Origin of the sequence: Larkinella insperata (assembly GCF_026248825.1) — a bacterium.
Lineage (GTDB): Bacteria > Bacteroidota > Bacteroidia > Cytophagales > Spirosomataceae > Larkinella > Larkinella insperata.
Window position 1 is genome coordinate 2,549,698 of sequence record NZ_CP110973.1, and the last position, 23,453, is coordinate 2,573,150.

General features: G+C 53.9%; 14 protein-coding genes. 8 read left to right on the forward strand and 6 right to left on the reverse strand.

Annotation, left to right across the window (positions count from 1 at the left end; all coding sequences use genetic code 11):
* Nucleotides 1-45: 45 nt before the first annotated feature.
* Nucleotides 46-2,640, forward strand: coding sequence for an ABC transporter permease (locus OQ371_RS10395; protein ID WP_265993695.1), 2,595 nt, complete (start codon nucleotides 46-48; stop codon nucleotides 2,638-2,640).
* Between the two features lie 60 nt (nucleotides 2,641-2,700).
* Here the strand turns inward: OQ371_RS10395 and OQ371_RS10400 are convergent, their stop codons facing one another.
* Complete coding sequence (locus OQ371_RS10400; protein ID WP_265993696.1) at nucleotides 2,701-5,091, reverse strand: mechanosensitive ion channel family protein; 2,391 nt, start codon at nucleotides 5,089-5,091, stop codon at nucleotides 2,701-2,703.
* A 469-nt stretch (nucleotides 5,092-5,560) separates the two neighbouring features.
* On the opposite strand from OQ371_RS10400, the gene OQ371_RS10405 reads away from it, so the two are divergent.
* Both OQ371_RS10405 and OQ371_RS10410 read left to right on the forward strand, forming a co-directional pair.
* On the forward strand, nucleotides 5,561-7,363 hold the full coding sequence (locus OQ371_RS10405) for a histidine kinase (RefSeq protein WP_265993697.1): 1,803 nt from the start codon (nucleotides 5,561-5,563) through the stop codon (nucleotides 7,361-7,363).
* 19 nt (nucleotides 7,364-7,382) lie between these two features.
* Entirely contained in the window at nucleotides 7,383-8,090 is a 708-nt protein-coding gene (locus OQ371_RS10410) for a LytR/AlgR family response regulator transcription factor (protein ID WP_265993698.1), read from the forward strand.
* Between the two features lie 71 nt (nucleotides 8,091-8,161).
* Here OQ371_RS10410 and OQ371_RS10415 read toward each other — a convergent pair whose 3' ends face one another.
* Both OQ371_RS10415 and OQ371_RS10420 read right to left on the reverse strand, forming a co-directional pair.
* Entirely contained in the window at nucleotides 8,162-9,265 is a 1,104-nt protein-coding gene (locus tag OQ371_RS10415) for a 3-oxoacyl-[acyl-carrier-protein] synthase III C-terminal domain-containing protein (RefSeq protein ID WP_265993699.1), read from the reverse strand.
* Nucleotides 9,266-9,528: 263 nt separating this feature from the next.
* Entirely contained in the window at nucleotides 9,529-10,506 is a 978-nt protein-coding gene (locus tag OQ371_RS10420; protein ID WP_265993700.1) for a phytanoyl-CoA dioxygenase family protein, read from the reverse strand.
* A 151-nt stretch (nucleotides 10,507-10,657) separates the two neighbouring features.
* Here OQ371_RS10420 and OQ371_RS10425 point away from each other — a divergent pair, with 151 nt between their 5' ends.
* Nucleotides 10,658-11,500, forward strand: a complete 843-nt coding sequence (locus tag OQ371_RS10425; RefSeq protein WP_265993701.1) for an AraC family transcriptional regulator — start codon at nucleotides 10,658-10,660, stop codon at nucleotides 11,498-11,500.
* A 36-nt stretch (nucleotides 11,501-11,536) separates the two neighbouring features.
* On the opposite strand, the gene OQ371_RS10430 is transcribed toward OQ371_RS10425, so the two are convergent.
* The 3 genes from OQ371_RS10430 to OQ371_RS10440 are packed head-to-tail and all read right to left on the reverse strand — an operon-like array spanning nucleotide 11,537 to nucleotide 15,042.
* Nucleotides 11,537-12,904, reverse strand: coding sequence for an APC family permease (locus tag OQ371_RS10430; RefSeq protein ID WP_265993702.1), 1,368 nt, complete (start codon nucleotides 12,902-12,904; stop codon nucleotides 11,537-11,539).
* 4 nt (nucleotides 12,905-12,908) lie between these two features.
* Complete coding sequence (locus OQ371_RS10435) at nucleotides 12,909-13,982, reverse strand: mandelate racemase/muconate lactonizing enzyme family protein (RefSeq protein ID WP_265993703.1); 1,074 nt, start codon at nucleotides 13,980-13,982, stop codon at nucleotides 12,909-12,911.
* Nucleotides 13,972-15,042, reverse strand: coding sequence for an N-acetyltransferase DgcN family protein (locus tag OQ371_RS10440; RefSeq protein ID WP_265993704.1), 1,071 nt, complete (start codon nucleotides 15,040-15,042; stop codon nucleotides 13,972-13,974). Before OQ371_RS10440 ends, OQ371_RS10435 begins: the two co-directional genes overlap by 11 nt.
* A gap of 252 nt (nucleotides 15,043-15,294) precedes the next feature.
* On the opposite strand from OQ371_RS10440, the gene OQ371_RS10445 reads away from it, so the two are divergent.
* The 4 genes from OQ371_RS10445 to OQ371_RS10460 all read left to right on the forward strand — a co-directional run bounded on the left by OQ371_RS10445 (nucleotide 15,295) and on the right by OQ371_RS10460 (nucleotide 23,448).
* Nucleotides 15,295-17,073 carry an ABC transporter ATP-binding protein gene (locus tag OQ371_RS10445; RefSeq protein ID WP_265993705.1) on the forward strand — a complete coding sequence of 593 codons (1,779 nt, stop codon included), beginning with the start codon at nucleotides 15,295-15,297 and terminating at the stop codon, nucleotides 17,071-17,073.
* 261 nt (nucleotides 17,074-17,334) lie between these two features.
* Nucleotides 17,335-17,973, forward strand: a complete 639-nt coding sequence (locus tag OQ371_RS10450) for a GntR family transcriptional regulator (RefSeq protein WP_265993706.1) — start codon at nucleotides 17,335-17,337, stop codon at nucleotides 17,971-17,973.
* A gap of 498 nt (nucleotides 17,974-18,471) precedes the next feature.
* Nucleotides 18,472-21,648: a SusC/RagA family TonB-linked outer membrane protein gene (locus OQ371_RS10455; protein WP_265993707.1), complete on the forward strand. Its 3,177-nt coding sequence runs from the start codon at nucleotides 18,472-18,474 to the stop codon at nucleotides 21,646-21,648.
* A gap of 27 nt (nucleotides 21,649-21,675) precedes the next feature.
* Nucleotides 21,676-23,448, forward strand: coding sequence for a RagB/SusD family nutrient uptake outer membrane protein (locus OQ371_RS10460; protein WP_265993708.1), 1,773 nt, complete (start codon nucleotides 21,676-21,678; stop codon nucleotides 23,446-23,448).
* Nucleotides 23,449-23,453: the final 5 nt, after the last annotated feature.

The window sequence follows — 23,453 nt, forward strand, 5'->3', positions numbered from 1 at the left end:
AGCACCTGATATTCTGTAAAAGTTCATCATTCCCAACTTATAATTATGCCCCTTCCGCCCCGTTTCGCCGACCGACTACTGAACTGGCTGGTGGCTCCGCACCTGCGCGAAGAGGTGCTGGGCGACATGCACGAACGGTTCCAGCTGCGGGCCAAGCGCTCGGGGGCGGCCCAGGCTCGCCGACGGTATTGGCGTGATCTGCTGGCCTACCTGCGACCGGCTTTTATCAAACGACAACCTGATAACTATCCCCAACCAACCCATACGGACATGCTACGGAATTACCTCAAAATTGCCTTTCGGGGCTTAATTAAGCAGAAAGGGTACTCCTCGATTAACATCCTGGGGCTGTCAACGGGGATGGCCGTGGCGCTGCTCATTGGCCTGTGGATCTACGATGAACTGTCCTTTGATCGGTACCACAAAAACTACGACCGCATTGCCCAGCTCTGGCAGTTTGTGTCCTTCGGGCCGGAGAAGTCGTCGTATGACGTGATGCCGATTCCGCTGGCGGCCGAACTGCGTACCACCTATCCCGATTTTCAGTCCGTCAGCTTGTCGGTTTTTCGGGAAGTAATTCTGGCGTCCGGCGACCGGAAGTTCACCAAATCCGGTAATTACGTGGAGCCGACTTTCGCCGACATGATGACGCTGAATCTGGTCATGGGCAGCCGGTTTGACGCCAAAGATGTCAATTCCATTCTGCTGTCCGAATCCGTGGCTCAATCCTTGTTTGGACCTGCCGACCCGCTCGGCAAGCTGGTTAAAGTGGATAATAGACGAACCGTCAAAGTGATGGGTGTTTATGAGGATTTTCCAACGAACAGCGCCTTTCGCGACGTGCAGTTTCTGGCGCCCTGGAATTTATTTCTGGCCATCGATCCGAACGCAAAATCGGACCTGAGCCAATGGGATTCCAACTCCTACCAGATTTTCGTTCAGCTCAAACCCGGTGCGGATTTTGAACAGGTATCCGCCAAAATCAAGGACATTCGGATGAAGCGGGAAGATCCGCCGTCATACAAACCGGAGTTCCGGCTGCACCCGATGAGCAAATGGCACCTCTACCGGGACTTCAAAGACGGTGTTAATACGGGCGGTCTGATTACGTTTGTCTGGCTGTTTGGGATCATCGGCATTTTTGTGCTGTTGCTGGCCTGCATCAATTTCATGAACCTGAGCACGGCCCGCAGCCAAAAGCGCGCCAAGGAGGTCGGCATTCGGAAAGCCGTCGGCTCGGTTCGGAGCCAGCTGATTGCCCAGTTTTTCAGCGAATCGCTGTTGCTGGCTTTTCTGTCGTTTGTGCTATCAATTCTTTTTGTTCAACTGGCCTTGCCGATTTTTAACGAGGTCGCCGAAAAAAAGATCACTATTTTATGGGGCAATCCGTGGTTCTGGCTTTCGGGGGTAGCCTTTACGGTGCTGACGGGCCTGGTTGCCGGTAGCTATCCGGCGCTCTACTTATCTTCCTTCCAACCCGTCAACGTACTGAAAGGAACCGTTTTACTCTCCCGATTGGCGGCTGTTCCGCGCAAAGTGCTGGTGGTGGTGCAGTTTACGGTTTCCGTTTCGTTGATTATTGGCACCATCATCGTTTTTCGCCAGATCGAACACGCCAAAGACCGTTCGGTGGGGTATAACCGCAACGGCTTGATCGAGATTCGGATGAATCCCGAACTGCTGGGGCATTACGAAACCCTGCGCCATGACTTGCTCAAATCCGGGGGCGTTGCGGAGCTATCGGCTTCATCAGGTTCCGTCACTGTTCAGTACGATGGAACGACTGCTATATCGTGGCGGGGAAAAACGCCGGACGTGCACCCGTTGGTAATGGCCAATCGGATCACCCACGATTACGGCAAAACCGTTGACTGGCAGCTCAAGGAAGGCCGGGACTTCTCCCGTCAATTTTCAACGGATTCGTCTTCCGTTATTTTGAATGAAGCCTTTGTTAAGCTGATCGGTTTTAAAAAGCCGCTGGGGGAAATCATCAAGTGGAACGGCCGGGAATACCGGATTATCGGAGTCGTCAAAGACATGATCAAAGAGGATCCTTTCAAACCGGTCAGTCCTTCGCTGTTCGCGGTTCAGGAGCGAAACGTCAATGTCTTCAACATCAAGCTGGCTCCTCAACTCGCCACCAGCGAGGCTCTGGCCCGCATTGAACAGGTGTTGCGGACCTACACCCCGGACACGCCGTTTGCTTATAAATTTGTGGATGATGAATACGCCAAAAAGTTCGGGTTTGAGGAGCGCATCGGCAAACTGGCGGCTGGTTTTGCAATTTTGACCATTTTTATCAGTTGCCTGGGACTATTCGGATTGGCTTCATTCATGGCCGAGCAGCGCACGAAAGAAATCGGCATCCGGAAGGTGCTGGGGGCATCGGTGCTCAACGTCTGGGGGCTGCTCTCGAAGGAGTTTGTGCTTCTGCTCCTGATTGCGTTCTGCCTGGCGGCCCCGCTGGCCTACTACACGTTGTCGGGCTGGCTTCAGAACTACCAATACCGCACCGAATTGTCCTGGTGGATTTTTGCCGTCGCGGGACTTGGCACGCTGGTTATTACCCTGCTAACGGTTAGTTTTCAAAGCATCAAAGCGGCTTTGCTGAACCCGGTCAAGTCACTGCGCTCGGAGTAAGAGGTAAGAGTTAGGAAGTAAGAATGATGAATTGCTCACACAACTCATCATTCTTACTTTTTACATCATCTTGATGCCCGCTTCCTTGAACCGGCGATAGATGTTAAGCAGAATTTCGCTGCGGAACTGGTCTTCCTTATTTACGGAGTTGATCCAGGTCCGTACTTTCAGTTCGATGGCGTCGGCGGTGATCGTCGACAGAAAGATTTCGGGTTTTTGCCGCTTGACCGAATTCGGATGTTTCATAATTTCTTCGCGAATTACGGTTTTGAGCATGCTCAGTTCGTGCTCGGCGTCGGCTTTAATGGTGAGTTCGATGCGCTTGGCTTTGTGGTTGATCGTCCAGTTGATGACCTGTCCCGAAAGCAGATCGCCGTTGGGTATGATTACTTCCGAACCCTCGGTGGTCAGCAGGCGGCTGGAACGAATGCCGATGTTTTTGACGCGCCCTTTTTTGTTGGTAATCTCAATAAAATCGCCGATCTGGAACGGTTTATCAAAGATCAGGATGATGCCCGAAACCAGGTTGTTGACAATATTCTGAAGCCCCAAGCCAATCCCGACGCCCAGCGCCCCGACAATCACCGTCACTTTGTCCAGTCCAATGCCGGATGCAACAATGGCGAACAGAAAACCGCCGATGAGCATGAAAAGCCGGACCATGACCAGCCGCGAGTCGGTGTTGGTGATGTTGCCGCCAATTTCGTCGTCGGTTTCGCCGAAGAAATAACCGATGTACTTCCGAAGAACGCTGGACAGATACAGGACGATGAAAAACAGGACGATGTTTCCCCAGGTAAAGTTGGTGCTGCCTACGGTCCGCTCCGTCGCCAGGAAGTTGGCAACTACCTCGTAAATCGAGTTGTAGACGTAAATGTTGTTGGTGAAAATAATTAACCAGGCGATGATGGCAACCACGCTCAACAGCCGGTGCAGACCTACTTCCAGTTTCGCGTAATTAAAACGGGAGGCAAGGCCGCTGGTTAGTTTTCCGCTGACTACCTGAAGCGCGAAGGCTTCGTTGATGATCTGCACCATCGTGAAAAGCCCGATGGCCTGGGTCAGACCGTAAATGGAGGCCGTCGTAAAGATCTTCGCCAGGCTCATGCGACCAAAAATGTTGCATATGATCGCCAGGGCGTTTAAAACGATGTACAGCACCGAAACCTGTTTGACAAATCCCGCCAGCGACAGGGCCTGCCGGATGCGGAAAAGGAAAATGAAACCAAACAAGACGGAGATGCCGTTGAGGACCAGCAGCCAGAGCCGGAAACCAATGCCGGGGTCGATGATGGAAGACCGGGTGACGATCACCAGCAGGTAGAGCGTGACGATGGCCAGCCAGTTTCGGAACAATTGCCGGGGCCAGCTGCGGAAAAACAGGGCCGTCATGGCCAGCAGCAACACAAACTGCATGAGTTCGACGTACACGGCCGGGGGCCGGAGGTCAAACAGCGGGGCAAAGTTGAACACAACGACCAGCGTCGAGAAAATGGGAATCGACCGGAGGTATTTTAACTTCAGGTCGTTCTGCACCATTTCCCGTTGCCCGTGCCTGTTAATGACAGAAAGGCTCCGGGATACCCAGATGAAGAAAGATGCTCCGATGACGATCATGTAAATCCAGTTACCGGCGCTGCGGTTGAAGTAATAACTGAGCATATCGCGCTGCCCTTCGTACGAGCGGGCCACCAGATCATTCAAGTGTTCGTCGGAACCCGCCGTTTTGGGAATGGCCCAGATAAAATCCGTTTCCTTGCCGGTGATTCTGGCGTTAAACTCCCGGATTCGGTCGTTGACCACACTGGTCAATTCGATGGTTTCAAAGTAGGCGTCAGACACCTTGGCCTGCATCTTGTTGATCTTTGTCAGGTTCTGGTTTGTCGATTCGCTGGCCTGAATCCACTGCTGGCGCAAATCCTTGAGCGAGTTGAAGTAAACCGCGCGCGAACTGGAATCGTTGGGCAGCACCAGCAGCGAATCCCGGGCGAGTGAAATAAGTTGTCCGTTCATGCCAGACAGCTCTTTTTCGTAGCCCGAGAGCGTTTCCCGCCAGGCTTTGAGCTGCGTTTGCATATCCTGGAGCAGAACCTGGAACATGAGCATATTTTTCATGTCGTTCACCTTGCTGTAGATGCGCAGGTTGGTCCGGATCGTTTGGACGTATGATTGGACCTCCGGCAGCCGGTCGTCGATCAGCCAGGTGCTGAACCCCCGGCGGGTGCGGTTGCTGATGTCGTTCAGAGCCGTGTGCCCTTTTTCCAGCCGGGCAATGATGCTATCGACCGGAATACCGGGTTGCGGAATAATAGGCAAGCTGTCAACTTTTTCGCCCCTCTTCTGAGCATGAAGCTGGGGGATAAACGCTAAAAAAAACAAAAACAGGCTGGTGAAAACCAGACGGTTTCCTCGAAACGGGTTGTATTTAAAATGACCTTGGTTTACAATCATTAGGCAAATTCTTTTCAAATTCTTCAAGTTCGCTGTCACGAATGCACTATTAATAAATACTCCTGAAATTTCGAATTGTTGTGATTTTGCGATAAAACAAGGTGCTGGTCTGCCGCTGGTGAGCTGCTTTTGGTGAGCAGGAAGCGAGCTTGGTTGAGGTAAAGGTGTCTGGTTATTCCGGCGTTTTGAAAGGCTAGGGCCGGTACTGGGCAGGACGGCCCGTCTGCCTGAATAAAATTCAGTGTTTATGTCTGCCGCATCAAGCTCCGCTGATGGTTTTGATGGCACTCTTGAACGCCAGAAAAGCCGACCTGAGAATCCGGCTAAATCGTTAAAAAAGGAATAAGGCGCTTATAGGATAAATTTGGCAATGCGCGTCTTTACCCCACCAGTGGCCGCATTTGTCCCTTTTTTTTGCACAACCGGCGGCTGAGAAGTTGCTTTGCTTCAACATTCTACTGCTGGTCGTATGGCACAGGTTCAACGCAACACGTTCATTTTTGTCGTTCAATTTGCTTTCTTATTCCTGTTGTTTCAAGCAGAAGCCGGGCCGACTTCGCTGGCGCAGCGTCTGGTGCAGGGAGCTTTGCTGGCTCTGGTTTTTGCCAGCCTGATCTGGGGCAATTACCGGTATCTGATCTATCCGTATTTACTACCCGGGCGATACGGGGCTTATCTAATCCGGATACCGCTATATCTGACGGCCTGGCTTGTTATTTGGCTTTTCTGCACTGCCTGGACGGACGGAAGCGCCCGCGATTTGCCAACCTATCTGCGCCATATTACTTCTCCAAATCATTATCGGTCACAATGGCGAGCGGTGGTCCAAATTATAGCCCTGTCGGACGGCACCAACATCTATCCTATCTCCATTGGTCATTTCATCATTAGCACCCTTTTTGCACTCGTTTATGCTTTCTTCGAAATCCGTGCCCGGCGCAAGGCCATTCAGCGCGAAAACCGGCAGGCCGAACTGGCGGCCTTGCGGGCGCAGATCAGTCCACACTTCTTCTTCAACGCATTGAATACCGTCTATGGTCAGGCGCTGACGGAAGAGAACAACAAACTGGCCGACCAGCTACAAAAACTGGCCATCCGGGTACGGGAAATGAACCCGCCACCGGTCCGTGAATTCGTAACGAGTCTGGACGAACGGCGCACCGCCCGGCTAACGGCTTTCCTGATTGCAGGCGGCAATTTTCTATACTTCACGTTCCTTAGTTTCAATCATAACTACATTTTTACCCAGCAAACCGTCTGGGAGTTTTTCTGGTCTAGAATTCTGGCCAACCCATCGGGTGCCTTTTTTCGTAGTCTGGTTTTTGCTCTCCTAACTTGGACGCATTACCAATTTATCTACCGCCCGTATTTTCTGACTAAACGGTATTTTCATTACCTGGCGGGTCTGGTATTCTTGTTAGCGGTTCATTGGTTGCTGGGGCTGGTTCAGATGTTTTTTTCGCTGTATCTGCACCTGCATGACTTCCTCAATCAGGGCTTTGAGCGTCTCAATCTCCAGGAGTGGGGCCTGCGCCCATATGCCACCGGCCCGCAAATCTGGGAAAGTATCTGGAATCGGTCTCGAAGTGGTTCTTTCCAGGTACTCATTATGTTTGGAGCCGTTTACTTCCTGAGTGGATGGCTCTATCAAACCATTAACGGGTTGGTAGAAAACCGTAAATGGCAACGACAGCGCCAACAGGCCGAGCAGCACCAGCAGGCCGGTGCGCAAAATCTGACGGCTCAACTGGAACAGCTGGCCAGTGCCTCCGAACCTTCCACTAGATCGGGGGCCGCCCAGAGTCTGCAGCAGGTGACCGATTTGATGGCCTATGTTTCCCGAACGGGAGCCAGTGAACTGGTGCGCGTGGCCGACGAACTGCAGTTTCTGCGGGCGTACATTGCCTTTCAGCGGAAACGGATTCCCGATCATCCATCGATTCTGATTGACTACCAGATTCGGTATGATGAGCAACCCGCTCAAATCGCTTCGATGCTGCTAATCCCGTTTGTCGAAAATGCGTTCCAGTACGGTATTCGGACGGACGGCCCTTGCTTTGTAGATCTGCAACTGGATGTAGAAAAGCAGAGGCTAAGTATGACTATGCTCAACAGTGTGGTACCTAAAACGGTTTTCCACCCGAGTGGCGGTATTGGTTTAGCCAACGTTCGCAAACGGCTCGACTTGCTTTACCCGAATCAGTATACGCTGACGACCGACGAAACGGATGGCGTATTTCGGGTAGTGCTAACGCTCCAACTTTCCGCCTGAAACCGTACCTTTCCAACCGATGAATGCACTTCAACAACCCGCTGCCATGCTCCGTTGCCTTGCCGTCGATGATGAACCGGTTGCGCTGGATGTTATTCGGAATTTTGCCCGGCGGATTCCGTTTGTCCAACTGCGGAATGCCTTCACCAATCCGAATCAGGCGCTGGACTACCTGCGAACGGAGTCGGTCGATCTGGTGTTTCTGGATATTAATATGCCGGTTTTAACCGGGCTGGACTTCGCGCAGGCGCTGGGAAATCTGTCGCTGGTTGTTTTCACCACTGCTTATCCCGAACACGCACTCCAAGGCTACGAACTGAATGTGCTGGATTACTTGCTCAAACCCATTGCGTTTGACCGGTTTTTACAATGCTGCCACAAAGCGCAGGAGCGTCTGCAAACCCGTCTGCCCGCTCAGCCAATCTTTGTCAAGGATGGTTATGAATGGATCGGTATACTGCCGCAATCGATCAAGTACCTGGAAGCGGCCGATAATTATGTAAAAATTGATCAGGGCGGAAAACCGTTACTGGTTCGGACCAGTCTGCCGGAATTGATGGCCTTATTGCCACCGGGCCAGTTTCTGCGGGTGCACCGCTCGTTTGCCGTGAATATTCAATGTGTAAAGCGGGTGGGGCGGGCATTCCTTCAATTGCCGGATCGGGAGATACCGATTGGTCCTTCCTATCGTGATCAGATCGCGCACTGGCTGAACAAGCGCGGCTAGAGTACACAAAAACGAGCCCTCGCTTATTCGGAGGGCTCGTTACGCTCTCATCGGCTAGATTTGGAAAAAACTCAGGCCATTTGGGTAATAAAAGCGCCCCGCTCCGGACCGGCACCCACGACGGAGATGCAGATGTCGTCGCCGGTCTTGACCAGGCCGCTGGTCAAATCGTCGTGCAGCAGCTTGACCGTACTGGTTGCTACCAGGTTTCCGTACGTCTCCACGTTAACGCCAAACTTGGACCGGGGAATGCCGCAGGTTTCGATCAGGTGGTTCAGAAAACCGTTGGTCAGCACGGGGCTGGCCTGGTGGGTGTAGATTTTCCGGACGTCGGTTAGATACGTCGGTCGGTTCTGAATCAGGGTCTGGTGGTTCAGCATCATGCCCTTCATGTAGTACTCCTTCACACGATCGCCCGCCATACCGAAGCAGGAAAGTTCTTCCGACTTAGCCTGACCCGGCGGATTCAGCGCCCCCCCGCCCATGTAATGAATCAGCGGATCGTCGAAACCGCCTTCCAGACCAAACGCCAGCGAATCGCGGGAGTAGAAGGCCAATCCGCCCCGGTAACCGGTTTTGCGCAGCACGAGCGCTGAAGCCCCGTCTGAGAAAAGCGCCGACGACATCCAGAGCGAGCGGCCCAGCGGATGCACCGGATTCTGTTTGTAAAGCGGGGTCTGGGTATAGAGACTGCTCAAACTGTAGGCTACAATCAGGATGTTTTCGGCGGAAAGTTGCGTGGCAAGCTGCATGGCGCGGGCCATTCCGGCGCAGCCCGCACCCAGTTGAACCGGCACCACAGAATCCGGAATCTGTAAGTTTTTCAGAAAATAAAACGCATCCTGATCCAGCAACACCTGATACGGCGAGCAGGTGACAATAATAGCGGCATCGATCTGGTGGGGCGAAATCTGGGCGTTGGCGAGTGCTTCCCGGGCCACCTCCGTGACGACCTCCTGATTCTGGAAAACGTCGGGCGCCCAGCTTTTCGACCGTACGCCCAGGACTTTTTCAACCATCGGACCATCCAGGTACTTGGAAGGGTTTTTTCGATCAGGGACCTGAAAGGATTCGGCCCAGTCGGCGATGGGCGTAGGTTCGGCAACGTAGCTGCTCAAACCGGCAATCGCCAGTTGCACCGGACGCACCGGTGGCTGAGAAGGGGAGGATGACATTAGTGGTATGTTGTTTTTCGTGAGAAGAAAGCCGTTTTACGGGATCGTCTTTCCGTTTGCCGTGAAAATACCAACATACGGGTTTGAATAATCAGACAATTTATGCAACGTGTCGGATTACTTATTTGAACCGGGCAAAACCGGCTTTGAGTTAGCAACCGGTTCTCCGCGCAGGGATTGGGTAAGCTGACCGCCGGCAAAAAAAGCTCCGGAAGAACAACGGTTGCCGCTGATCTTCCGGAGAGCAATCGGGCCAGCCTAAATTACCAACGGGTGAGTCCCAGCAGCTTTTGCCCTAAGTCGCTTAATTCGGCCGTTTGGTAGCGGGTTTGCTCCCAGCCGCGCGGGTCGCCGGGAAACGCGTACCCCTCGGGGGCTTTGCGGTCGCGCCAGGACGTGATGCGCCACTGCCGCAGGGCTTCGTTGTCTTCCTGCGCGGGCATCATGGAAATGTACTGCGCAATCCGGACCTTGTTACCCGACACGTTCGGGCGGATACCGTGGGGCTGCGTGCTATTGAAAATCAGTAAGTCACCGGCTTCCATCTTCACCTTCACCAACTCAAAGCCGGTGGTGTCGGGCTTGAAATGATCGCGGTCGGCGGGTTGGGTCAGCTTCCAGGTGTCGTAGGTGCGATACAACTCGGGAATGCACTGAAAACCGCCCATGTTTTCGTCGGTCTGATCGGCCAGCGCCAGTACGCCCTGCACGTTCTGCGGTTTGGTTTCCGGATCGTAATCCCAGTGAATGAATCCTTTAAACTCAAAGCCGGGCCGGGCGGGCAGGTTCAGGTTGGCGCGGTCGATGGTCACCCAGAGTTTTTCGGTACCCCAGATGTCCACGAACGCATCGTAAACGCGGGGCGTCTGGCGGTTGTCCCAGAGGTATTGATGGTTATAAATTTCAACCATGCCACTGTTGGTCAGTTCCTTCATCTTCATTTCGGCGCGGGGCGGGGCGTACCAGGTTGCGGGATCGTTGGGGTCTTTTTCCTCGAATGTCCAGAGCAGTTGCGCCAGGCGTTCGGCCTGCTCTTTGGGGACGGCATTTTTAATGACGATGTACCCGTTCTCGACCCAGAATTTCCAGTCGTCTTCCGACAGGACGCGCAACGGTTTGCCGTTGGAGCGGTCGTTGAGTTTCAGGTGGCTGCTGGTGGCCGTCGACGGGTTTCCGGGAATATCTTTGTGGGCATTGTCCGGCAGCATCGTCGGATTCAGGGTCGGCGTCATCGTTTCCATAGAATGGTATTGATTTTAGATTGAATAGGACAAAGGTAGCGGTGCGCCCGGCTGAAGACTACACCTTGAATAGCCACTATTTGAACTGTATTGATATGAATAAACTATTCTTGACCGCTGGATGTATAAATTTGTGCAAATCAATACCGTCATGAAAGCTTATCTGGAGGAAATACAGGCCGATACCAACAGTTCGTTTCGTCTGCTGCTAACCCCACACCTGAACGATTTTTTTCTATGGCACTTCCATCCGGAATACGAACTGGTGTTTATCGAAAACGCCGACGGACCCCGGCACGTTGGCGACCATCTTTCGCGCTACGAAGGCAGCGATCTGGTTTTTATCGGTTCGTACATTCCGCACCTGAACTTCGATTACGGGGTTCGGACGGATTACAGGAAGGTGGTGGTTCAGATGCGCGAGGATTTTCTGCGGGATAATTTCCAGAAAATGCCGGAGCTGGCCGACATCGCCCGGCTTTTTGAAATGGCGCGCCGGGGCATTGCTTTTCACGGAAATACGAAGCGGCAGGTGGGCCGGCGGCTGGTGCGGTTTCACCAGTTATCGCATTTCCGGCAGTTGATTGAGCTGCTGGAAATCTTCCAGATACTGGCAACATCGCCCGAATACACGCTGCTCAACAGCCGCCCGGTTGAGTCGCCCTACACCATGAAAGAGCAGCAACGGCTCCAGCGCGTATACCGGTTTATCGATGATCATTACGGACGAAAAATCGAGGTGGCCGAACTCGCCGACCTAACCCACCTGACCATACCAGCGTTTTGCCGGTATTTCAAAAAGATGACCCGAATGACGTTCACCGAGTTTGTCAACCAGCACCGGGTCCGGGAGGCCAAGCGGTTGCTGCTGGCCGACCAAACCGTTACGGAAGCCTGTTTCGCCAGTGGTTTCGAGAGCTTGTCGTACTTCAACCGGATTTTCAAGAAGCTAACCGGCCAAAATCCGATGGCGTTCCGGCAGCAGCACCGGTAACCGCATCCGACCCCCGGGCGGGGGTTGGATGTCGCGCTAGCTCTCCGGGGAGCTTTGTCGCTGCCAGAAAAAATAGAAGGGGATGCCGGTGGCAATCAGTCCCAGACCCATGAGGGCTTCGCGGGGTTGTTCCAGGAGCGTGATGATCACCAGGGTCAGGCAGAAGAGGCAGAAAACGATGGGCAATACCGGGTAGCCAATAACTCGGTAGGGGCGGGGCATATCGGGGTGGGAGCGACGGTAAAGGATGACGCCCAACGCCGTGGCGCCGTAGAAAATAAACGACGCGAACACCAGCATGTCCGTCAACTGATCGAACGAGCCGGACCACACCAGCGCTACCGACCAGACTCCCTGCCAGACGATCGAGACCGAGGGCGTCCGGAACTGGGCGTGAATCTGGGAGACGGAACGGAAAAATAACCCGTCGCGAGCCATCGCGTAGTAAATCCGGGCTGAAGTCAGGATGGTGCTGTTCGTGGCGTTGAAGGTCGTGCACAAAATCAGAACTGACACCAGCGAGGCTCCCGTTGCCCCGCTCACCCGCCGGATCACCTCAACGGCGGCAATTTTCTCCGGCGTTCGGCTGAGGGCCATCAGGTCTTCAATCGGCAGCACGTACACATACATGGCATTCAGCAGCAGGTAGACCCCCATGACAAAGAACGTTCCCAGGCCGAGCGCCAGCGGTAGATTTCGCTGCGGATTCTTGATTTCTTCACCAATGAATGCGATGTTGTTCCAGCCGTCGTAGCCCCAAAACGCGCCGAGGGAGGCAATGAATAGGGCTTTCACCAGCACCAGCCCACTCATAGACCCCGCGTCGAAAACCGGGCTGTTGTGGTTCAGGTTGGCAAAACTACCCAACGGAGAGCTAAAACCCATTGCACTCAGCCCGACGATGGTCAGCAGAATGGCGGAGGTCAGCACCCAGCTCACGGCCCCGGCAAACCGGATGCCCCGGTAATTGATCAGACTGAGAAGCGCAATCAGAGCCGATGCGATGATTTTTGTTAGGAAACCCGCTTCATCGTCCAGCGCCAGTAAGCCGATCAGCGACTGGGCGAAGATGTGCGCCAAAGCCGCCACGGAAGCTGTTCGAACCACCGTGAAGTTGCTCCAGCCGTAGAGAAAGGCAAAAAAGCGGTTGTAAACCTTTTGGTAGTAGGCGTATTCCCCGCCCGACTGCGGAAACATCCCGGCCATTTCGGCATTGGTCAGCGCCCCGGCCAGACTCACCAGTCCGGCCAGCAGCCAGCAAAGCAGAATCAGGCCGGGCGACTGCAATTCGGCGGCCATCGGAGCTACCTTCTTGAACACGCCCGACCCAACCATCGTGCTTATGACCAGAATAATGGCAGTCGGTAGACTAAGAACGCGGGCGAGCTTGGCGACGGGTTTCATCGGCTCATAGCGTTAGGTCGGTGACGCCCAGACCCGGCAACCCGTTGGGGCGCATGATGCCGTCTTCGATGATAAAACCGCCTTTGACAACATCTTCGGCGAGGTCAAGGCTACCGTCCAGATCGATGTAGCGGGTGTTTGGGCAGGCAAAAGCCGCGTGCAGAGCCGCCGTGATGCTGACGATGCTTTCGTCGTTGCAACCCCAGAATAAGTCAATGTGACTCAAGCGGGCCACCGTTGCAATGTCGAACGCGCCCCGGATGCCGCCACATTTCATGAGCTTGATGTTGAAAATACCGAAAGGCTGTGGCTGCTGCGCCAGTTTCAGCGCGGCTTCACCGCCTTTCAGGGACTCATCGGCCGCCAGCCGCTGCCGGATTGCGAGCGGCAACGTCCGGAGTTCTTCCTCCGTACCCACCGCCAGCGGTTGTTCGATCAGCTCCACGTTGGCGTCGTCGGTCTGGCTAACGAACCGGATCAACTGGTCGGCATTGTAGCCTTGGTTGGCATCGACGCGCAGCACCAGGTCCGGGCCGAATTGTTCGCGGAGGGTTCGAATTCTTCCGATATCTTCGGCCACATCGAGCCCCGTTTTTACCTTCAACACCCGGAAGCCCTGCTGCACGTAGTCGCGGGCGGCTTCCAGCGTTTCGGCAATGTTCATGATGCCGATGGTGATTGAAGTGGGCAAAGCCGCGATTTTTTGTCCGTACAGTTCGACCACCGGAATACCCAGCAACTGCCCCAGGGCGTCGTGCAACGCAATGTCGAAAGCCGCCAGGGTACCGGGCAGGTTCGGAAAAAGCGCCTGAACTTCGTCGATTAGCTGGAAGGCATGGCGGATATCGCGTCCGACAAACTGCTGAATGGCATCGCTCTGCAGGTTAAGCAGGGTCTGGTCCGGCGATTCGCCCACCACTTCCGGCGACGGATTGGCCGCCCCTACACCGACAATTCCGTTGGCGAGTTCGACGGTCAGAAAGATGTTTTCGACGGTGGAAATGGTCTGGTAAGCAATCGTATACGGTTTGGTCAGGGCCAGGTCCCGGCGGAAAGCCCGGATCGATTTAATCTGCATGGGAAACGGGTTTTTGGACTAACTGACGGATTTGCGGCACCACCGGCGCGACGCCCTCTTCCAGCGGCAACAGCACCGGGATGCCCAGCCGTTCGGCGTATTCCTGCTGGAATTGTTTGGCTTCGTCCAGCGTACATTCTTCCGTGTTCAGGGCCAGGGCCAGCACTTGTGCGCCAAACTTCTGAATGATTTCAATTTCCGATTCCACCGTCGGGATTTTGCCCCAATGCGGTTCATAGTCAAAATACCGGCGTTTGGGCGCGTGCATCAGGACCACGTGCCGCGCATTGCCGGAAATCATGAACTCCAGGCCACACGGCCCGCTGGGATTTCGTAGCGCCGACTGCCCTTCAAGGAGTAAAACATCCGCCCCGGTTTCGCGCCAGCACGACACCAGTGCGTGTTCGATTTCGCCGGAAATAAAATCATTGAGGGTCGAGTCGAAAATAAAACCGTATTGACCGCCCTGCAACCAGCCGGTTTGACCGGTATAAACCATCTGGGCATTCAGGCCGGCGGCCTGGCAAGCCTGGGTCAGCAGCCGGGTGGTGGTTCGTTTGCCCATTGCGCAGTCCATGCCCAGAACAGCGATGATCGGGGCGGTAATGTTGAAAACCTCCCCCGACCAGAAATGCAGTTCGGCGCGGGGCTTGGGGCGTCGGATATCAATCAGTTGGGCATTGTGTTCAGCCGCCAGTTGCACCAGGTTCGGCCGGTCGGCCAGCAAATCGTGCAGGCCGTTGACGACCGAGATGCCTTTTTGCAGACAGGTTTCAATTAAAAATAAGACTTCCAGCGGCAGAATCCCGCCCGTCGTAGCCACGCCCACAATACCGTATTGCACCGTTCCGACGGTTTCCAGGGCCTCTTCCAGCGAGGCAAACACCGGAATCTGACGGTTTTTTCCATCCAGCACCTCGCCCGCATCCCGTCCTGCCGTGGGCGGATCAATAACGCCAACGATGGTATACCGTTCACTGTCACGAATGAGTCCGTGGGCGGTTTTGGCGTTTGGGGTAGCCAGCAAGCCGTTTGTTAAGAGAAGAGCGCGATTAGCCATTGTTTTTTATATATGAAGCGGCAAAGAAAGTGCATTCTGATGAATCATTACTAAAATTTCAGTATTACTGGTATTTGCCTGATAAAATGTTTAAAAACTCCACTTTTATCTACCATTTATTCCGGCTCGTAAGAGGATCCGACTCGTAAATCGGATAACAAAACCTGCGTTTTTCAGGTCCTACCAGTAGGACCAACCCCTTGGGGTTGGATTCATGGTGCAGGTGTGTGTAGAACTAGAAGAGGAGACAATATGCGTATACTTTGGAGCTATCTCAAACCGTACCGCTGGCTGGTGGTTTTTTCGCTGGGCCTGGCGGGGATCAGTCAGATTCTGACGATGATTGACCCGTTGATTTTCGGGAAAATTATCGACGAGTACGCGACCAAACCGGCGGTCCGGCCCGAGAACGAACTGGTGCAGGGCGTTTTGTTCTGGTTGCTGGTGGCGGTGGGCATCGCTACGCTGGCGCGGTTGGCCAAATCGTTTCAGGAATATTTTATGCGGTTGGTGGTGCAGCGGTTTGGGACGCAGGTGTTTAACGATGGACTGAAACAAACGCTCCGGCTGACGTTTCAGGAGTTTGAGGAACAGCGGAGTGGCGAAACCGTGGCGCTGCTGCAAAAAGTCCGGACCGATACCGAAAAATTTATCAATGCCTTCATCAACGTCCTGTTTTCGTCCATCGTCGGCATGGGGTTTCTGATCTGGTACGCCATCACCAAACACTGGGCGCTGATTCCCATTTTCATCATCGGTATCCTGGTGCTGGGCGGGCTGACGGGTTTGCTGAGCAAGCAGATCAAAACCGTGCAGCGGGCAGTCAACCGGCAAACCGTCAAGCTGTCGGGGGCCATTACCGAGTCGCTGCGCAACATTGAATTGGTGCGGAGCCTGGGACTGACGTTTCCGGAAATTCGTCGCCTGAAACAGTATACGCAACGGATTTACGAACTCGAAATGGAAAAAACGCGGCAGGTGCGCCAGCTTTCGTTTTTCCAGGGTACCACGTTGAACGTACTGAAACAGTCCATTCTGTTTGCGCTGCTCTGGCTGATTTTCCGGGATGTACTGACCACCGGCGAACTGATTTCGATGCAGTTTATCTCGACAGCCATTTTTGCCCCCTTGCAGGATCTGGGCAACATCATCCTGTTTTACCGCGAAGCCGAAGCCTCTCTTTATTCATTCAATAGCCTCATGCAGAAGCCCATCGAGCGTCGGCCCGATGATTCGATTGATTTCGGCGTATTGGAGCATCTGCGTTTCGAAAACGTTATTTTCCGTCACCAAACGGCCAAGCAGAACGCCATGGACGGTATTTCGTTCCGGATTGGTATGGGCGAAACCGTTGCATTCGTGGGGCCGTCGGGTTCCGGTAAATCGACGCTGGTGAAGCTGCTGCTGGGCCTGTACAAGCCGGTTTCGGGCGAAATCTACTTCAACGACGTTCCGGCGAGCCAGATTCGCTATAATCCAATGCGTCGGCAGATCGGATTTGTAACGCAGGATACGCAGTTGTTTGCCGGTACGATCAAGGAAAATCTGTTGTTTGTCAAGCCCGAAGCTACGGATGAAGACATTCGGGAAGCCTTGCATAAAGCTTCCTGCGACCAGCTGATTGCCCGCTCCGACAAAGGCATCGATACGGTATTGGGTGAAGGCGGAATGAAACTGTCGGGGGGCGAAAAACAACGGATTTCCATCGCCCGCGCCCTGATCCGGCACCCACGCCTGCTGATCTTCGACGAAGCCACTTCGGCCCTGGATTCGCTGACCGAAGAGGCCATTTCCGCCACCGTCCGCAGCATTTCGGCCCGGCGCGAGCAGATCACCATCCTGATTGCCCACCGCTTATCGACCATCATGCACGCCGACCGGATCATTGTGCTGGAGCGGGGCCAGATTGCCGAAACCGGTACCCACGCCGAACTCCTTGAACAGAAAGGGTTATATTACGCGATGTGGCGTCAGCAGATTGGGGAACGGCGGCAGGATCAGGAAGTAACGGAGAAAATGCCGGTGATTTAGCGCATTGATGCCAGCAACTTAACTAATTGTTACCCCAGTCGGCAAGGTCAAAACTTAACCTTCCACCCGCATCGTTCAGGACTTATCTTTTGGACTTTTCTTATCAGGCAATTAACCTTGATTAAGGTAAAGACGGGAGCGGTCTACTCTTTAATGCATGGATTAGGAGACGACGATTGATGCATCCACTGTATTTTATTACGTTTATCTTTGTATATTTGTTTACCTAATGCGTCAAATTTTGTTTACATCATAAGTATAATGAAAGAGGATTCTCTGGCTAACAAAGCTTACAGCGAGTTGAGAAGGAAGATTTTGTCCAATCAGTTGGTGTCGGGTATGCGGCTCAAGGAGGATATTTGGGCTACCCGTCTGGACGTAAATCGGATGGCGATCCGGGAAGCCCTCACCCGGCTTTTGGGCGAGCAGCTGGTTGTACTGGGCGAAAAAGGCGGTTTTTTTGTGAAATCCTTAACGGCTGCCGATATTCAGGAAATCCGTGAATTGCGGGAAGTTCTAGAGTTAGGAGCCTTGCGGCTGGCTATACAAAAGATTGACAGCCAGCATATTGAAGAGCTGGAGCGAATTTGCGATGATTTTACCTCCATGATCCAGCGCGGCTATTTCGGTGGAGCTTGTGAAGCTGACGTTAAATTCCACGAAACCCTTATCGATAGCGCAAACAACGAAAAACTCCGTACTCTTTATCAGGCCGGTAACATTCCGCTTTTCCACCAGAAGTTAGGGCAATCGCAGACCCACATGGATGACTATGAGCTGACCGATATGGAACACCGCCAAATCCTGAAAGCTTTAAAGGAGAAAGACCTCAAACTTGCCGAAGAAACCCTCACCAAACACCTCATCCGGGGGCAGGTCGCTTCGCTGGACCTCGAATAATCCCTCTTTTACCTACCCCCGAAAAGCCGGGAAACCGCTTCTCTTTCTATTCCGCTCTGCTCGGCTTGCTAGCCGCTTTGGCTCTCCCTTTTCTTCTCTGATATCGCAGAAAGGCTCCGTGCCGTCTCGGATGGTCACCCGCTTCACCCGCGTGATCAATTTCATTAAAATTTTTATGTTAAGTTTTTTGTTTACAAAATTTGTATATTTTTGTCAGCATAAATAGTCTCTTTGGATTCGGCCCGGTCGGAATTCATGTGAGCTTTGAAAAAGCTATTCTCCACTTCCATTTAGAAAAAGCGCTGATCCGCCTAGTTCAGCAAGCGTAAATAAAGTTCAGGGCAAGTAGAGCAGAAGGTAGTAAACGGATTTGCTCTGAATTTATTTACGATTCTCAATCGTCTTTTGCATGTCCGGGTTAACCCGGGGTTTTGATAGTCAAATTGAATTACCGATCAATTAGTCGATACCATAAATCCTGTTTAACCCGATTGATGTATGAAAAGAAGAGACTTTTACCAGCCAGGACCGGCTTTCATCCTCCTGATTGCCTTGGTGCTTAGTACGTTCGGCCCGCTGGCCGCCCAGGATAACCGCGAAATACAGGGAACCGTACGGGAAAAAGTCGGTCAGGTTGCCCTGCCGGGTGTCAATGTGGTGATTAAAGGAACCAGTCGGGGCACCAGCACAAATGCCGAGGGTGGGTTCTCCCTCAACGCCAAGCCAGAAGACGTTCTTATATTCTCGTTTATCGGTTACGTTAGCCAGGAAGTAGCCGTCGGTAACCAGACAACCATCAATATTGAATTAAATACCGACGTACAGGCGCTAAACGAAATTGTGGTGACAGGGTATTCGGCGCAGCGCAAGAAAGACATTACGGGTTCGGTGGCGATTGTCGACATGAAAGCCGTCAAATCCGTGCCCGCGGGCTCGGCGGTTCAGGCGCTTCAGGGCCAGGCATCGGGGGTCAACGTCATTAGCTCGGGCGTACCGGGGGCCAACAGCCGCATTTTTGTACGGGGAGTCACGTCCTTTGGCGATACCCAGCCGCTGGTGATTGTCGACGGTATTCAGGCGGATTTAAACAACATCAGCGCCGACGATGTCGAGTCCATCCAGGTTCTGAAAGATGCCGGTGCTGCGGCCATTTACGGGGTGCGGGGTGCCAACGGGGTAATTGTGGTTACGACGAAAAAAGGGAAATCCGGTCGCCCAACCGTTACCTACGATGCTTATTACGGCACCCAACGCCCCCTGCCGGGTAATCCGTTTGACCTCCTGAACGCCCAGGACTTCATGAAGGTGGTGCAGATTGCCACGCCCAACAATCCGATTTTTGCCAACGGAATGCCCGATTATCTGTATGCCGGTCCGGGGGTGGCCGGGGTCGCCAAGGCCGGGGACCCCGCCGTCGATCCCGCCAAATACAGCTTCGATCCCATCAACACCGCCAATAATTACCTGATTCAGCAAGTCAACAAAACCGGCACCGACTGGTTTCACGAGCTTTTCAAACCGGCTCCGATGACTAACCATACGCTCACGGCCAGCGGAGGGACCGAAAAATCCAACTACCTGTTTTCCTTCAATTACATTAACCAGCAGGGCACGCTGATCGAAACATATCTGAAACGGTATTCGGCCCGGATCAATACCGGCTTTAAAATCGGCGATCACATCCGCATCGGGGAAAACGCCAACGTCTACTACCGCCAAAGCCCAAGCTTCGGCAACCAGGCCGAGTTTGGCAACCTCTCAGCCGTTTACAAAATGATGCCGATCATTCCGGTCTACGACATCAGGGGCAACTACGGCGGAACGTTCGCCGGACCGTCGCTGGGCAGTAACCAGAACCCGGTGGCTATGCAGCACCGGACCCGCAATAACCGCGACCATTCCTGGAATATCGTTGGGAATATGTACGCCGAGGTGGATTTTCTCAAGCATTTTACCGCGCGCACAAGCTTCGGCGGCACCGTCACCAACGCCTACAACCAGGCGTTTAGCTTTACTCAGTACGACAACAAGCAGGGCAACAGTTCCCCAAACAGCTACAGCGAAAGTTCCAGCTACAGCAGCACGCTGATGTGGACCAATACGCTGAATTACAGCAACCTGTTCGGAAAACACAACCTTCAGGTGCTGGCCGGTTCGGAGATTGTCAAAAATACGGGCCGGGGCGTCGGTGGGAGTTCACAGGGCTTTTTTGCCACCGATTACAATTACCTCGTCCTGGGAAACGGCACCGCCGGGGTGACCAACTTCAGCAACGCCTTTGTGAACAGTTTGTATTCACTGTTTGCCCGGGTCGATTACGCCTTTGACGACAAATACCTCGTCGGGGCTACCATTCGCCGGGACGGTTCCTCGCGCTTCGGTTCCGACATGCGGTTTGGGGTTTTTCCATCGGTTTCGCTCGGCTGGCGCGTTACCGGCGAGCCGTTCATGAAAGACATTTCCTGGCTGAACGAGCTAAAGCTGCGGGGCAGTTACGGAGTCCTGGGTTCGCAAAATAACGTTAGCCCGGAAAACGCCTTTAGTCTGTACGGGGGTGGGTACGGCAATGCTTATTACGACATCGGCGGAACCAGCAACAGCGTCCGGCAGGGCTTTATCCAAACCCGGATTGGCAACTCCCGGACCGGCTGGGAAGAAAACGTTGTATCGAACGTCGGCTTCGACGCTACCTTCCTGAACAACAAACTGGATGTGTCGGTGGAATACTACCGCAAGTCGGTCAACGGTTTGTTGTTTACGCAGCCGCTGCCCGCAACCGTGGGTGGAGCTACGGCGCCCGTGGTCAACATCGGCGACATTCGGAATACGGGGCTGGACGCGTCGGTAACGTTCCGGGGGCGCATCGCCAATGACCTACAATTTTCCGTCGGAACCAACATCACCACGTATAAAAACGTGGCGGTCGAAATTCCGAATCCCGGTTACTTTGATGTGGCCAGTTTGCAGGGCATGGGCACATTGGTCCGCAACCAGAAAGGTCAGCCGGTTAGTTCGTTCTATGGGTATGACGTAATGGGGCTCTTTAATTCGGAACAGGAGGTGGCCGAAGCACCCGCCCAGAGTGGGGCGGCTCCGGGCCGTTTTCGGTACCGCGATGTCAACGGCGACGGGGCCATTACGCCCGAGGACCGGACGTTTCTGGGCAGCCCGAACCCGGATTTTACCTACGGCCTGAACCTCGGCCTGAACTACAAAGGCTTCGATTTTTCAACCATTTTCTACGGTTCGCAGGGCAACGAAATCATCAATACCATCCGTTCGTACACCCATTTTTACGCCGGTTACATCGGTAATAAAAGCAACGTCTTACTAAATGCCTGGACGCCGGAGAACACCAACACCACCGTACCCAAAATTGAAACCGGAACGTCGCTGAGCACCTCGGGCGCCCTCAACTCCTACTTTGTTGAGGATGGCTCATACCTGCGGCTGCGGTCGCTGATTCTGGGCTATACCCTCAAACCGTCGGGATTGCAGAAGGTGGGTATCAACAAATTGCGGGTTTACGGGCAGGCGGCCAATCTGTTTACCATCACCAATTATACCGGTCTGGACCCTGAGTTGGGCGGCAGCAGTTCCAACTTCGGCATCGACTATGGTAATTATCCCAACAACCAGCGGACGTTCCTGCTGGGCGTCAACCTCTCGTTCTGAAACCGATCCTGTTCAACCCAAGCAATCATGAAAAGCTATTCCTTTAAACTGATTCTGACAGGCTTAATCGTGTTTTTTTCGGCCTGCAAAAACGAATTTCTCGAAGAAGAACCCATTGGTTCCATCAACGAAAACACCCTGGCGAGTCGCGCCGGCATCAACGGAGTGCTGGTGGGAGCTTACTCCCTGCTCGACGGGGTGGGGGCGACGGGCGGGGGCATCTGGAGCAGCCCGACCGTTATGGCCAGCGTAGCTTCCGACGATGCGCACGTTGGCACCGAACCCAACGGCTTGCTGGCGTCCTACGAAGCCTACACCCACGACCCGACCACCTCCGCCACCAACGAACGCTGGCAGTTTCTGTACGCGGCCGTTCAGCGCGCCAATGATGTGTTGCGGTTGTTGCCGAAAGTGGCCGGTTTGTCGGCCGATGAAGTTACGCAGCTTCAGGCCGAAGCCCGGTTTTTGCGGGCGGTTTACCACCTGGACGCGGCCAAATTGTGGCGAAATGTGCCTTTTGTGGATGAAACCGTTACCTACGACGCCGGTAATTACAACGTCAGCAACACGGAGCCGATCTGGCCGAAAATTGAAGCGGATTTGCAGTTTGCTGCCGACAACCTGACGCCCACCAAGGCCGATGTAGGGCGGGCCAACCAATGGGCGGCCAGGGCGTTTCTGGCAAAAGTCTATTTGTTTCAGCACAAATACACCGAAGCCAAACCGCTGCTGGCCGACATCATTGCCAACGGAACAACCGCCAACGGCAAGAAGTACGCCCTGGCCGAACAGTATTTCGACAACTTCCGCACCGACAAAAAACACGGTCCCGAAGCAGTTTTTACCGTGCAGATGTCGGTGTATGACCGGGCCAACGGCGCCAACGGCAACGGGGCCGATATGTACAACGGGCCGTTCGGCGGGCCGCCTTCCTGCTGTTACGGTTGGTTGCAGCCCTCGTTTGATCTGGTCAATGCCTACCAGACCGATCCAAACACGGGGCTGCCGCTGATGGACACCTACAGCCAGACGCCCGTCAAAAACGATCAGGGCCTTTCTTCTTCGGCTCCTTTCACGCCCCATACCGGTACGCTGGACGCCCGACTCGACTGGGTGGTCGGTCGGCGCGGCATTCCGTACCTCGACTGGGGGCTGCACCCGGGCATGGCCTGGATTCGGCAGCAGAATACGGGCGGTCCTTATAGCGTCATCAAAAACATTGCCTGGCAGGCCCGCATTGCGACCGATCGGGAAAATGCCAATACCAACAACCCGTACAACATGATCCGGTTTGCGGACGTGCTGCTCTGGGCGGCCGAAGTCGAAGTGGAGGTTGGAAGTCTGGCTCAGGCTGAAGCGTATGTTAACCAAATTCGGGCGCGGGCGGCCAATCCGGCGGGGTTTGTCAGGAAATACATCGACAATGCCGCCCCGTTGAAAGGCTTTACAAACGAACCGGCCGCCAATTACAAAGTGGGTCTTTACACCGGTCAGTTTGTGCAGAAAGGGCAGGAATTTGCCCGTCAGGCGGTTCGATTTGAACGGCGTCTGGAGCTGGCGCTGGAACACCACCGGTTTTTTGACCTGCAACGCTACGACAAAGGCAGCGGTTTCATGGCGACTCTGCTGAACAAATACCTGAACTACGAAGCCGCCGTACCCAATTATTTTAACCAGGATTACATGAAAGGTGCTTTCTTCACCAAAGGAAAAAATGAACTGTACCCGATTCCGCAGGCTCAGATTGACCTGAGCATGAAAGATGGCCAGGCAACGCTGAAACAAAACCCAGGCTATTAACTTTC

What these genes read in the sequence shown, in the direction of transcription:
- OQ371_RS10415 (WP_265993699.1), bottom strand. Translation starts at nt 9,265, where the DNA reads ATGTCATCCTCCCCTTCTCAGCCACCGGTGCGTCCGGTGCAACTGGCG.
- OQ371_RS10450 (WP_265993706.1), top strand. Translation starts at nt 17,335, where the DNA reads ATGAAAGAGGATTCTCTGGCTAACAAAGCTTACAGCGAGTTGAGAAGG.
- OQ371_RS10420 (WP_265993700.1), bottom strand. Translation starts at nt 10,506, where the DNA reads ATGGAAACGATGACGCCGACCCTGAATCCGACGATGCTGCCGGACAAT.
- OQ371_RS10425 (WP_265993701.1), top strand. Translation starts at nt 10,658, where the DNA reads ATGAAAGCTTATCTGGAGGAAATACAGGCCGATACCAACAGTTCGTTT.
- OQ371_RS10430 (WP_265993702.1), bottom strand. Translation starts at nt 12,904, where the DNA reads ATGAAACCCGTCGCCAAGCTCGCCCGCGTTCTTAGTCTACCGACTGCC.
- OQ371_RS10435 (WP_265993703.1), bottom strand. Translation starts at nt 13,982, where the DNA reads ATGCAGATTAAATCGATCCGGGCTTTCCGCCGGGACCTGGCCCTGACC.
- OQ371_RS10460 (WP_265993708.1), top strand. Translation starts at nt 21,676, where the DNA reads ATGAAAAGCTATTCCTTTAAACTGATTCTGACAGGCTTAATCGTGTTT.
- OQ371_RS10440 (WP_265993704.1), bottom strand. Translation starts at nt 15,042, where the DNA reads ATGGCTAATCGCGCTCTTCTCTTAACAAACGGCTTGCTGGCTACCCCA.
- OQ371_RS10395 (WP_265993695.1), top strand. Translation starts at nt 46, where the DNA reads ATGCCCCTTCCGCCCCGTTTCGCCGACCGACTACTGAACTGGCTGGTG.
- OQ371_RS10455 (WP_265993707.1), top strand. Translation starts at nt 18,472, where the DNA reads ATGAAAAGAAGAGACTTTTACCAGCCAGGACCGGCTTTCATCCTCCTG.
- OQ371_RS10405 (WP_265993697.1), top strand. Translation starts at nt 5,561, where the DNA reads ATGGCACAGGTTCAACGCAACACGTTCATTTTTGTCGTTCAATTTGCT.
- OQ371_RS10445 (WP_265993705.1), top strand. Translation starts at nt 15,295, where the DNA reads ATGCGTATACTTTGGAGCTATCTCAAACCGTACCGCTGGCTGGTGGTT.
- OQ371_RS10410 (WP_265993698.1), top strand. Translation starts at nt 7,383, where the DNA reads ATGAATGCACTTCAACAACCCGCTGCCATGCTCCGTTGCCTTGCCGTC.
- OQ371_RS10400 (WP_265993696.1), bottom strand. Translation starts at nt 5,091, where the DNA reads ATGATTGTAAACCAAGGTCATTTTAAATACAACCCGTTTCGAGGAAAC.